Origin of the sequence: Alcaligenes sp. Lyrl_28, from assembly GCF_051948705.1 — a bacterium.
Classification (GTDB): domain Bacteria; phylum Pseudomonadota; class Gammaproteobacteria; order Burkholderiales; family Burkholderiaceae_B; genus Alcaligenes; species Alcaligenes ammonioxydans.
Window position 1 is genome coordinate 126829 of the sequence record NZ_JAYJLG010000005.1, and the last position, 12571, is coordinate 139399.

8 protein-coding genes are annotated in these 12571 nt (G+C 59.1%); 7 read left to right on the forward strand and 1 reads right to left on the reverse strand.

Annotated features, from left to right (window positions below; genetic code table 11):
* Positions 1 to 45: 45 nt before the first annotated feature.
* The 4 genes from VF694_RS12870 to VF694_RS12885 all read left to right on the forward strand — a co-directional run bounded on the left by VF694_RS12870 (position 46) and on the right by VF694_RS12885 (position 5392).
* A complete protein-coding gene (locus VF694_RS12870; protein ID WP_440164528.1) occupies positions 46 to 1653 on the forward strand; it encodes a carboxyl transferase domain-containing protein in 1608 nt (535 codons plus the stop codon).
* 14 nt (positions 1654 to 1667) lie between these two features.
* Positions 1668 to 3680 carry an acetyl/propionyl/methylcrotonyl-CoA carboxylase subunit alpha gene (locus VF694_RS12875; RefSeq protein WP_440164530.1) on the forward strand — a complete coding sequence of 671 codons (2013 nt, stop codon included), beginning with the start codon at positions 1668 to 1670 and terminating at the stop codon, positions 3678 to 3680.
* Between the two features lie 111 nt (positions 3681 to 3791).
* Positions 3792 to 4700 (forward strand): tRNA glutamyl-Q(34) synthetase GluQRS, encoded by a 909-nt coding sequence (gene gluQRS, locus VF694_RS12880; protein ID WP_415302039.1) that lies wholly within the window; start codon positions 3792 to 3794, stop codon positions 4698 to 4700.
* Between the two features lie 233 nt (positions 4701 to 4933).
* Positions 4934 to 5392, forward strand: a complete 459-nt coding sequence (locus VF694_RS12885) for a DUF494 family protein (RefSeq protein ID WP_003800559.1) — start codon at positions 4934 to 4936, stop codon at positions 5390 to 5392.
* 254 nt (positions 5393 to 5646) lie between these two features.
* Here the strand turns inward: VF694_RS12885 and VF694_RS12890 are convergent, their stop codons facing one another.
* Positions 5647 to 8184 carry a GDYXXLXY domain-containing protein gene (locus VF694_RS12890; protein ID WP_440164531.1) on the reverse strand — a complete coding sequence of 846 codons (2538 nt, stop codon included), beginning with the start codon at positions 8182 to 8184 and terminating at the stop codon, positions 5647 to 5649.
* Between the two features lie 113 nt (positions 8185 to 8297).
* Between VF694_RS12890 and VF694_RS12895 the strand changes: the two genes are divergently transcribed.
* The 3 genes from VF694_RS12895 (at position 8298) to VF694_RS12905 (ending at position 12503) form a co-directional block, all read left to right on the forward strand.
* Positions 8298 to 10892 carry a DNA topoisomerase III gene (locus VF694_RS12895; RefSeq protein ID WP_440164533.1) on the forward strand — a complete coding sequence of 865 codons (2595 nt, stop codon included), beginning with the start codon at positions 8298 to 8300 and terminating at the stop codon, positions 10890 to 10892.
* A gap of 192 nt (positions 10893 to 11084) precedes the next feature.
* A complete protein-coding gene (locus VF694_RS12900; RefSeq protein WP_059318387.1) occupies positions 11085 to 11615 on the forward strand; it encodes an RNA polymerase sigma factor in 531 nt (176 codons plus the stop codon).
* Positions 11616 to 12503, forward strand: a complete 888-nt coding sequence (locus VF694_RS12905) for a FecR family protein (protein WP_059318388.1) — start codon at positions 11616 to 11618, stop codon at positions 12501 to 12503.
* The last annotated feature ends 68 nt before the right edge of the window (positions 12504 to 12571 follow it).

A 12571-nucleotide genomic window follows, 5' to 3' on the forward strand; every position in this document is an offset into this window, starting at 1 on the left:
CGGCTGATTTTATGGGCTTTTCTCTGTTCTCTTTCCAGGCACGCCATGTCAGTTATTGAATCCCGCATCAATCCGCGTTCCCAAGACTTTCAGGACAACGCCTCGATCATGCAGGCCCTGATCCTTGATCTGCGCCAAAAGCTACAGAAAACCGCCTTGGGTGGGTCCGAATCCGCCCGGCAACGCCATGTGGGACGCGGCAAGCTGCTGCCGCGCGAACGCGTCGAACGTCTGCTTGATCCCGGTACGCCTTTTCTGGAGCTCTCGCCTCTGGCTGCCCAGGATGTCTATAACAACGAGTCTCCTGGCGCGGGCATCATCACGGGCATTGGCCGCATTGCCGGCATTGAATGCGTGGTGGTCTGCAACGACGCTACGGTCAAGGGCGGGACCTACTATCCGCTGACTGTGAAGAAGCATTTGCGTGCCCAGGAAATTGCCCAACAGAACAATCTGCCTTGCGTATATCTGGTGGACTCGGGCGGGGCCAACCTGCCCAATCAGGAAGACGTATTCCCGGATCGGGACCACTTTGGCCGCATCTTCTACAACCAGGCCAATATGTCGGCCCAGGGCATTGCGCAGATTGCTGTCGTGATGGGTTCATGTACCGCTGGCGGTGCCTACGTGCCGGCCATGAGCGATGAGTCCATCATCGTGCGCGACCAGGGCACCATCTTCCTGGGTGGGCCGCCACTGGTCAAAGCCGCAACCGGTGAAGAAGTCAGCGCCGAAGACCTGGGTGGTGGCGATGTGCACACCCGTCTGTCCGGCGTGGCCGACCATCTGGCCGAGAACGATCTGCATGCGCTGGAACTGGCACGCCGCTGTGTCGGCTGCCTGAACCGCGAGAAAAAACTACCCTGGCCGCTGAAAGAAGTGCGCGAACCGCGCTACGACCCGCAAGAGCTGAACGGCATCATCCCCGCCGATACCCGCAAGCCCTACGATGTGCGCGAAGTGATCGCCCGCATTGTGGATGACTCGGACTTTGATGAATTCAAAGCCCGCTTTGGCACCACGCTGGTGACCGGCTTTGCCCATATCCACGGCATGCCCGTGGGCATCATCGCCAACAACGGCATTCTGTTCTCGGAAGCGGCCCAGAAAGGCGCCCACTTCATTGAACTGTGCTGCCAGCGCAAGACACCTTTGGTGTTCCTGCAGAACATTACCGGCTTCATGGTGGGCCGCAAGTACGAAAACGAAGGGATTGCCCGCCACGGCGCCAAACTGGTCACCGCCGTATCCACGGCTGCCGTACCCAAGTTCACCGTGATTCTGGGCGGCTCTTTCGGTGCCGGTAACTACGGCATGTGTGGCCGTGCCTTCAGCCCGCGCCTGCTGTTTCTCTGGCCCAATGCCCGTATCTCGGTCATGGGTGGTGAGCAGGCTGCCAGCGTACTGGCTACCGTGCGCCGTGATGGACTGGAAGCTCGTGGCCAGACCTGGAGCGCCGAGGAAGAAGAGGCGTTCAAGGCCCCGATCCGCGCCCAGTACGAACATGAAGGCCATCCCTACTACGCCACGGCGCGTCTATGGGATGACGGCATCATCCAACCCTCGGATACCCGGCGCGTTCTGGCCCTGGGCCTGTCCGCCGCCTTGAACGCCCCTATTGAAGACACCCGCTTTGGCGTGTTCCGCATGTAAGACAAGGAGACACTGTGTTTCAGACCCTGCTGATAGCCAATCGCGGTGAAATTGCCTGCCGGGTGGCCGCCACTGCCCGCCGCCTGGGGCTGCGTACCGTTGCGGTTTACTCCGACGCGGACGCCGACGCCCAGCACGTCCGTGCTTGTGATCAAGCTGTGCGCATCGGTGGCCCCGAGCCACGCGACAGTTATTTGAAGATCGACGCCATTCTGGAAGCCGCCCGCGCCACTGGCGCGAATGCCATCCACCCTGGCTATGGTTTTCTGTCCGAGAACGAGAATTTTGCTCGCGCTTGTGAACAAGCCGGCATTATTTTTGTAGGGCCGCCCGCCCAGGCGATTGCCGCCATGGGCAGCAAATCCGCCGCCAAATCCTTGATGGAAAAAGCCGGTGTGCCGTTGGTGCCCGGTTACCACGGCGACAACCAGGACCCCGACTTCCTGCACCAGCAAGCCGACAATATCGGCTACCCCGTGCTGATCAAGGCCAGTGCCGGTGGTGGCGGCAAAGGCATGCGTATTGTGGAAGAATCCGGCGCATTCCTGGAGGCCTTGCGCTCTTGCCAGCGCGAAGCCGCCAGCAGCTTTAGCGACGACCGCGTGCTGATTGAACGCTACATCACCAAGCCACGCCACATCGAAATCCAGGTCTTTGGTGACCAGCACGGCGAGTACGTGTATCTATTCGAGCGCGATTGCTCGGTGCAGCGCCGTCACCAGAAAGTGATTGAAGAAGCCCCCGCCCCCGGCATGACGCCCGAACGTCGTCAGGCCATGGGGGAGGCCGCTATTGCGGCAGCCCGCGCCGTGAACTACGTCGGTGCTGGCACCGTGGAGTTCATTGCCGAGCAGGACGGACGTTTTTACTTCATGGAAATGAACACCCGCCTGCAGGTGGAACACCCCGTCACCGAACTGATTACGGGCCACGATCTGGTGGAATGGCAATTGCGCGTGGCCGATGGCCAGCCTTTGCCGGCCAAACAAGACGCGCTGAGCATCCATGGACATGCCATCGAAGTGCGGATTTACGCAGAAAACCCCGATAAGGATTTCCTGCCTTCCATCGGTACGCTGCGCAGCCTGCGATACCCTGCCCATGCCTCCTTCACCTGCGGTGAGGTCCGTATCGACAGTGGCGTGCGTGAGGGTAGCGTCATCAGCCCGTTCTACGACCCCATGATTGCCAAGGTCATCACCCATGGTGCAGACCGCGAGCAAGCACGTCGTCGCCTGATTCGCACGCTGGCTGACACTCAGGTGGCGGGTGTACACACCAACAAGACCTTCCTGCAACGTCTGCTGGGCGATGAAGCCTTTGCCCAGGCCGATCTGGACACCGGCCTGATTCCACGCCGTCACGATGCGCTGTTCCCCCGCGATCAGGATGTGCCGGCTTCGGTGCTGGCTTTCGCCGCCTGCGCGGTGCTGACGCACCAGGGCATGGGCGCACCGTCCACCAACACGGACCCCTGGGGCGTCCATGACGGCTGGCGCCTGAGCGGCGATTACGACCAGAAGGTCCATGTGCAACTGGGCGAGCAAGCGCATGAAATCCTGCTGCAGCGTCGTGAAAGCCAGTGGCAGATCACACTGGGCGACGAACAGCATGCCTTGCGCTGGCAGGCTGCCCAAGCCGCCGATCTGGCTGATACCCTGACGCTGCGCTTGTGGCTGGGTCAGACCGAATATCGCGCCCAGGTGCTGCGCGATGGCGAGCATCTGCAAGTGGCCCAGGAGGGTTCGGACTGGACCTTGAGCGTGGTCGATACCCTGGCCAACGCCGGCACCAGCAGCCAGGAAGCGCACGGCGGACGCCTGACTGCCCCCATGCCGGGCAAAATCATCGCCCTGAATGTGGACGCTGGCGACAGTGTCAAGCAAGGCGATGTGCTGCTGGTCATGGAGGCCATGAAAATGGAGCACTCCATTCAGGCACCCGCTGATGGCATCGTGGCCGAACTGTTCTTTGCCGTGGGCGATCAGGTCGCCGAAGGGGCGGAGCTGGTCACGATGGAGAGCTGAAAACCATCCCCGTTAGGCCCGAGCAAGACGGATTGCCGGGCCCGAAAAATAGGCGTAAAGTCGCACTAACAAGAGCCCCCGTCCAGGGGCTCTTGCCGTTAAGAACGACTCATGACCGCCCAGCCCCTTACCCCTTACTGTGGTCGCTTTGCGCCTAGTCCCAGTGGTCCCTTGCACGAGGGTTCGCTGGTTGCCGCCATGGCCAGCTACCTGGATGCACGCGCCCAGAGCGGGCGTTGGTTATTGCGCATTGAAGATATAGACACGCCACGCGTTGTGAAAGGGGCAGACCAGCTCATCATGCAGCAATTGCAAGGCCTGGGCATGCACTGGGACGGCGAGGTGGTTTGGCAAAGTCAGCGTCTGGCCCGTTATCAGGAGGTGTTCGACAGCCTGCGCGAGCAGAATCTGGTTTACGGCTGTGCCTGCACACGCCAGGAAATTCTGGCCGCCTCCCTCCCTGTCAGCCCGGAAGCCACGGACCATCCCTATGCAGGCACCTGCCGACATGGCATTGCCGCAGGCCGCAGCATCCGCGCCTGGCGGCTGCGCGTCCCCAAAGGGGTGGAGAGCTTCACCGATCGCTGGGCCGGGCCGCAGCAGCAAGATGTCGCCCAAGAAGTCGGGGACTACATTATTAAACGCGCCGACAAGCTCTGGGCCTATCAGTTTGTAGTGGTCATTGATGATGCAGACAGCCAGATCACCGATGTGGTACGAGGTGCAGATCTGTTAAGTTCCACGGCACGCCAGCGCGTTCTGCAAGGCATGCTGGGACTGCCTGTCCCGCGCACCTTGCATGTGCCGCTGGCCTGCGACAGCCAAGGCCGCAAGCTCTCCAAACAGAACCATGCCCCGGCCTTCGATCTGGAGCACCCCTTGGAGACACTGCAACGGGTCTGGGCCTTTCTGGGCTTTGCACCTGTTGCGGCTAGCACGCTGGACGCATTCTGGAGCCAGGCTACCCGTGCCTGGGCACAGCGTTTCCCGCTGCCGGACAAGCGTCAAGGTTTCAAATAAACGACAGTTTCTACCCTAACAATCGATTTATGTTTCAATCATGAAGACGCCCTGTCGCACAGGGCGTCTGCCAGAGCAAAACCCGGTAAAAAACGGCCTTGCTGCTCACGGCAGAACCCACCCAAGCCCTGAACACCCCATTTGCCCCCTACCGCAAATCAGCGTAAAGTTTGGTCACTGGTTACCGAAATCACGCAGTTTTTTTAATCACTTAGGACGGCAACCTTATATCCATGTTTGATATCCTGGTTTATCTATTCGAGACGTATTACAACCCCCAGTCCTGTCCCAAGGCGGAGGTTCTGGCCCACAAGCTGGCGGCTATTGGCTTTGAAGACGAGGACATCAACGACGCACTGGGCTGGCTACATGCACTGGGCGAGACCTCGCAACAGTGTCAGCCTACCGCTCAACTCAGCCCCAACAGTCAGCGTATTTTTTCCGAGCACGAACAACATGTGCTGGGCGCTGACGCCATGGGTTTCATCACCTTTTTGCAAAATTCCGGCGCCTTGACCGCCCACCTGCGCGAAATTCTGATTGAAAGCGCTATGGCGGTGGATGAAAGCCCGGTCTCTTTGGACAAAATAAAAATTGTCGCCCTGATGGTTTTGTGGAGCCACGAAGCCGAAATCGATCATCTGATCTTTGAAGAGCTGCTCAGCGACGACTCCACCCGTCAGTCCCATTAAGCGAATACACAGGAACTCGTTTTTATTTGTCGCAACGGCCCCCATCAAAAGAGGCCTTTCCTTCATCTCAAGAACGCAGGCCCGAATTCGATCTCAGATCGGATTCGGGCCTTTTTGATGGTTCTTGCTGTCTTCGAGGGCATCGGCTTGAGCGTCGCTATAAAAGCCCGATGCAAGGACTGATGGCACGTCGGATTGTCTTGATGAAAGGCAATCCGACTACCGCTTCATGCGTGCGACCGATAAGCCCGGACTTATTGAATAGCCTGCCTGTCCTTGTCCAGCATTGCACGCAACAGGCTCTGGCCATCTTCGACCACCGCAAATTCGCCATAGTGGGCTGCATCAAAGCGATCTGCCGAACCTTCTGCAAAGAACCAGGCATCGGTACCCGGCGTCCAGTTATTGCGGTGACGCCGCATGCGCAAGCGCATCACCTCATCTGGCTCAGCCACCGGCCCAGCGTCATTCCACAGACGTTCCTGACCATCCAGATCCAGATACACGCCTTTGAGTTGAGCCACCTTGTGCTCATCGAGCTGTACCCCCACCAGAACCCACTGCTGGGCATCCATTTTGGCCTGTGCCGCTTTGGGCAAACTCCAGGAAAGGGCTGACAGGCTTTGTGACAGGGCGAAGTTCAGGGACATGTAATCACCCTGCATCAAGGAGCGCGGGTCCACGGGAGCCAGCTCCAGCAATACCGTCTGACCATCGCGCAAAATCCGTTCCTTTTGCACAATCGCCACGTTTGCCACGCCCAGCACCAGCACCGTCCCCAACAGCACGCTGGCCACCACGCCTTTGGGAGGAGCCTGAAGCACGGTACCCACTCCGGCCGGCTTGCGACTTAACTGCCCCAGATAGGCAAACACCACGCAGCCCAAGCCCGTGGCCAGCAATAGCTCGGCCTTATCCAACAAGCTGATGTTCAGGATGTAATACAGGCGCCACAGACAAAACAGGCCCATCACAACGGCCACGGCCAGCAGACTCAGGTAGCGCCAGGCATACGCCACCAGAATCCAGCTCAGGGCCAGGGCAAGCGGCGGGTAGGGTGTCCAGACCGCACACAAAGCCGCCACGCCCAGCAAAGCGATGCCAAAGACCCGCGTTTGCTCACGCCAGGCGCGCCAATAGAATGCCAGGATGGCAACGGGCGCCATCGCCAGCAGGAAACCGGTCGCGGTCAGATAAGGCCGCGACTCGCCCCAAAAGGGCATGGAATAAAACAGTGCGCCGGCCGAGGCCAGATGAAGCTGGGACACCAGCAGCAAGGACCAGAACAGGGGCAGCCAGAAGTGGGGCTTGCGTTCACCACGCAACTGGAAGTGACCAAGCAACAGTGCGCCAAAGAACATCAAGGCAGCAGGCAGCTCCAATACCCAATAAGGCAGCGTCGTCCAGCGCTCAAACAGGCGCTCAACCACCAGGAACTCGATGGCCGCCAAGGCCCAGAGCACCAGCAGCATGCGCAATACAAACTGGCCCTTGGCCAACCTGTACAACACCGTGCTGATCACAAGCGCCAACAAGGCACTGATCTCGGGCGGCCAGGGATAGCGCGCCTCGACAATGGGTACGCTGAGCAAAAGCAGCGCACACGCCACCCAGCCGCCCACCAGATCCCGACTCTGTACCGTATGAGCCTTGGCAAAAAGCGCGGGCGAAGCCAGGGCCATGATGCCACCCAGAACACCCAGAGCCTCCACACTCAGATCCAGAGAAATCGCCAGGTACAGCAGGACAAGCAGCGGCAAGAGCAAATAAAGAAACAGCTTGATCAGGCGCAGATACCAAGGGTGGTGCTCGTCCGTATCCTGAAGCGCGATGGAGTCAGCCTGAGCCGTGTCGTGAGCCGGCAAACCAGCATCTGCTTGAACGCCCAACGCTGCCTTAACCCGCGTCTCCGTCGTTCCCGCGACCGTGCTTGCAGCATGCGCAGCGTCCGCTGCCCAAACCGATCCTTGCGTGCGCCGCCAATGGATGACCTGTTGCTGCAAGAAACGCAGCAAGCCCAGACCCAGGCCCACAATCACCACCACGATCAACAAAAAGGCGTTCCCGGCATATTCGATAATCAACATGCTCAACGCACCATACGCGCCGAACGATGCCAGTGACATGATCAACAAGTCCGGGCGCCGGTAATGGTAAATAGCGTAGAGCGCCAGAAACAGGATCAGTCCCAGCAGGAAATCGCCCTCCAGAACCTGCATGCCCATGAAAAAACCCACGGCAATGCCAGCGACTCGCGGCAAGATACGCCACGGATCACGTCGGGCACGCCAGATCGTCTCGGCTGCCAGCAATAAAAGCGCGTTAACTGCCAGCGCCAGCAAGGTCTGTGTCGTGCTCCCCCGACCGAACCAGTCCAGGCGGGCGACATCAATCCATAAGTACAGGGCGGTATTGAGAAGCACCACGAACAGCACTGACAGAAAGACACTGCGCACGGCCAATACCCAAGGTATGATCAGCACAGTCCACAATGCGAAAAGCTGCCAGGGGTCTGCGCCAGTCTGATAAGTCTGGCCGATCAGCGCCAGCAAGCCGCCCGTAGCTACGGCGGCCAAGCCCGTCAGGGCAGCGGGCACGCCCAGATCATGACCCCAGCCACCGGCGCGTCGGCGAAACAGCCAGGCCAGCCCGGCAGAAACCAGCACCGCGCCTTGGGCCAGGGCAAATTTGGCACCATTTCCCCAGTCGTCCCAATGGGCCGCCACCCAGGTCACCAGTCCGCTGGCGAGCAGCAAAACAGCCAGGCCCCAGGCGAGTTTTGTGAGAAACACTCGCCAGTCCGTTGGCCATACGTTAGTCTTGTCAGGTCTCATAACTTGCATAGAGGGATAAGCACCTCGTATCATTTCGCGCATTGCAGCGCAGTTGCTGTCACTGGAATCATATGGATAAAACACTAATCATTGCCGAGAAACCTTCAGTCGCCGTAGATATCTCGCGGGCATTGGGCGGTTTCACTCGAGAAGGTGATTATTTTGAAAGCGATCGCTACGTGCTGGCCTCCAGCATTGGCCATCTGCTGAGCCTGGTGGCCCCTAATGATCCGGTCCGCGGCAAGTGGAGCTTCACGCATTTACCCGTCATCCCCCCTCAATTTGAGCTCAACCCTACCGACAAAAAATCGACTGAACGCCTGAAACTGCTGGTCAAGCTGATCAAGCGGAAAGATGTCACCGCGGTAATTAATGCCTGTGACGCGGGACGCGAGGGTGAGCTGATTTTTCGCTACATTATGCAGTACGCCGGAACGAAAAAACCGGTGCAACGGCTTTGGTTACGTTCGATGACTCAATCGGCGATCCGCGAGGCCTTTGAAAACCTGCGTGACGACGAGGACATGAAACCGCTGGAGGCGGCAGCCCGTTCGCGTGCCGAGGCCGACTGGCTGGTGGGCATCAATGGCACTCGTGCCATGACGGCCTTCAACAGCAAGGACGGCGGTTTCTTCAAAACCCCTGTGGGCCGTGTGCAAACTCCCACGCTGGCTATCGTCAACGAACGCGAGAACCGGATTCGTCAGTTCGTGTCACGCGATTACTGGGAAGTACACGCAGACTTTATCGCTGCTGCCGGTCTGTATACGGGCCGCTGGTTTGACCCCAAATTCGTCAAGGACGAGCACGACCCCGAGAAAAAAGACTCGCGTCTGTGGTCCCTGACCGCGGCTCAAACGATTGTGGCTGCCTGCCGCGAACAGCCTGGTGTGGTCACCGAGGAATCCAAGCCCAGCACGCAGATGTCGCCCGCGCTGTTTGATTTGACCTCGCTACAACGGGAAGCCAACTCGCGCTTCGGTTTTTCTGCCAAGACCACCTTGTCCCTGGCACAGACCTTGTACGAACGCCACAAGGCACTGACGTACCCCCGTACCGATTCGCGCTATCTGCCCGAAGACTATATCAGTACGGTGCAAGAGACCATGCGTGCGCTGGCAGACAGCGGCACGCCTGCCAGCGCCTCAGTACAGCCCCTCGCCCAGGAAGTGGTCGAGCAAAAATGGGTGAAACCCAACCGTCGGATCTTTGACAACAAGAAGGTCTCGGATCACTTTGCCATCATCCCCACCTTGCAGGTGCCTCGGGAGCTGAGTGATGCCGAGCACAAGATTTATGAGCTGATCAGCCGTCGCTTCCTGGCCGTGTTCTTCCCGGCCGCGGAGTTCCGCGTCACCACGCGTATCACGCAGGTGTCCGGCCACCACTTCAAGACCGAAGGCAAAGTACTGGTCAAACCGGGCTGGCTGGCTATTTATGGTCGCGATGCCCAGGGTGAAGATGCGTCCCTGGTGCCCGTTGCCGATGGCGAGAAGGTGCGCACCGAAGACGTGAACACCAAGGCCCTGGCCACCAAGCCGCCCGCACGCTTTACGGAAGCGACCTTGTTGTCGGCCATGGAAAGCGCCGGCAAGCTGGTGGACGATGAAGCCCTGCGCGAAGCCATGTCCGAACGCGGACTGGGCACGCCTGCCACGCGTGCAGCCATTATCGAAGGTCTGCTGAACGAAGCCTATCTGCGTCGGGAAGGCCGCGAACTGGTGCCTAGCGCCAAGGCGCGCCAATTGATGACTTTGTTGTCCGGTCTGGGCGTTAGCGAACTGACTTCGCCCGAGCTGACCGGCGAGTGGGAGCACCAGCTCAAGCAGATCGAGCAGCGTCAGCTGGACCGCGATGTGTTCATGCGTGAAATCGCGCAAATGACGCAAGTGATTGTCAAACGCGCGAAAGAGTACGAACGCGACACGGTTCCTGGTGATTACGCAACCTTGCAAACGCCATGTCCGAAATGTGGCGGCGTGGTCAAAGAAAATTACCGTCGTTACGCCTGCACGGCTTGCGATTTTTCGATTGGCAAGCACCCCGGAGGCCGCACCTTTGAGCTGCCCGAAGTGGAAGAACTGCTGGCCAAGAAAGAGCTAGGGCCATTGCCCGGCTTCATCAGCAAGATGGGACGTCCCTTTGCGGCACTCTTGCGCATTACCGACGAGTACAAGCTGGAGTTCGACTTTGGCCAGAACGACGACGAAGACGACGAAACGCTGGATTTCAGCGGCCAGACCCCGGTCGGCCCTTGCCCCAAGTGCCAGTCCTCCGTCTTTGAACACGGTTTGCGCTACTTGTGCGAGAAGTCCGTTGGCCCATCCAAAAGCTGTGATTTCCGTAGTGGCAAGGTGATCTTGCAACAGGAGATCACCCGCGAACAGATGGCCAAATTGCTGGGCGAGGGTAAGACAGACCTGCTCGATGGTTTTGTGTCCTCGCGCACCAATCGCAAGTTCAAGGCCTTCCTGGTTCGTCAGGCCGACGGCAAGATCGGCTTTGAGTTCGAGCCGCGGCCCGAGAAACCGGCCCGCAAAACGGCGGCCAAGAAAACGGCGACCAAAGCAGCCGCTAAAAAGACCGCCGTCAAGAAAACAGCGGCCAAAAAGACCGCCGCTAAAAAGACAGCTGCAAAAAAGACAGCGGCCAACACGGCAGACTGATTGTTCAGCCCGCTTTATCCGCAGCAACCAGGCCTCCCACTCGGGAGGCCTTTTTCATGTCCCGTCTCATGATGCCTACCCACCGGATACACCCGTGTTTTGACGGTCAGCCGACTTATATTAAAATAAGAATCGTTTTTATTTGCTTTACTAATTCCAACTCTACTTTTGCCCCGCAGGCATCTTCCGCCCATGCCGACAAAACCCCGTGCTTCTTCCCACCATCGGCGCAATGCGTTGGTCGATGCCTTATGTGAACACTACGAGGATCTACTGGGTCAATTACGCCGACGTTTTGGTGCTCAGCATTTTGCGCAAGATGTTCTGCACGACGTCTGCCTGCGTTTGCTAGAGCGCCCTTCGCGCCCCGAACCCCGTTCCCCTCTGGCCTTGTTGCGCCGCATCCTGCACCATCTGGCGATCGACCGCTACCGCAGCGACCAGCGTCGCTGCAGCCATCACGAGGTTCACCTGCGTCCCGAAGACCACCCATGCCCGGCAGCGACACCCGAACAGCAGGTAAGCGCCCGTCAGGCATTAAATCACCTGATGCAAGCGATTCACAGTTTGCCGCCTCGCTGCAAAGAAGTGTTCATCTTGCACAAAATTCACCATATCAGCCAAGCAGAAGTCGCTCGTCTGCAGGCCATCTCAGTCAAAACCGTTGAAAAACATATACGGTTGGGCATGGAACACTGCCGTCGCCACATGGAGCGCTGCTAAATGAATTCCACCGCTGATCCGGTTCCGCCCACTCACGATCACGCCGCTGATTCCCCCTTGGACGAGCTGCTCAGCCAGCATCAGACAACGCTGCGGGAGCAGTTTCCGTTGCCCGATCTGGAGCAACTGGCCCGGCAGGCCAGCGAGCGTAAACGACAACGAGAGAAACGTCGGGCCGGCTCGGCCCTGCTGGTTCTGGCAATGATGGCAACCGGCTTATGGTACTGGAACCCGGCCTGGCGGCACGAAACGATCAGCACTACGGCCCATACTCAGCAACGCCTTACCCTGTTCGATGGTTCCGTCGCCACCCTGGACCGCAACACCCGCCTGTCTGCCACCTGGCGACTACGCAGCCGGGACATCCAGCTGGAGCAGGGGCGGGCGTATTTCGATGTCAGCCACTCAGCCTGGCGTCCTTTCCAGGTGCAGGCGGGCACCGTGCAAGTGCGCGTGCTGGGCACGCGCTTTGCAGTTGAACACGAGCCCGACGCTCTTGTCGTGACCGTAGAGCAGGGGCGGGTACAGGTGCGCGACCAGGCCCATCAGCCGACCGTCAACCATATCTTGCAGGCGGATGAACGGCTACAAGTCGATGCTGCCGGAGTAGGGCCGATTGAAACGGTGCAGGCCGACACGCTGCTGGCCTGGCAACGCGGTCAACTGCTGATCAACGATTTGCCTCTGGAACAAGCCGTCCATCAACTGCAAGCCTATCTGCCTCAAACCCTGCGGGTATCTGACCCGGCCTTGGCCCAACGCCGAGTCAGCGCCGTTTTCCAGCTTGCAGCTCTGGACCAACTGCCCACCCTGCTGCCCAAGGTCTGGTCGGTCGAGCTTCAACAACAGGCTGATGGCAGCCTGTTGCTGCTGCCCGCCAAAAAGTAATTATTTGTAAAGGAGGTAGGGGTACGGCTGTTTTAAAACGGCTTCGCTCTATCAGTCCTCCTTTTCAA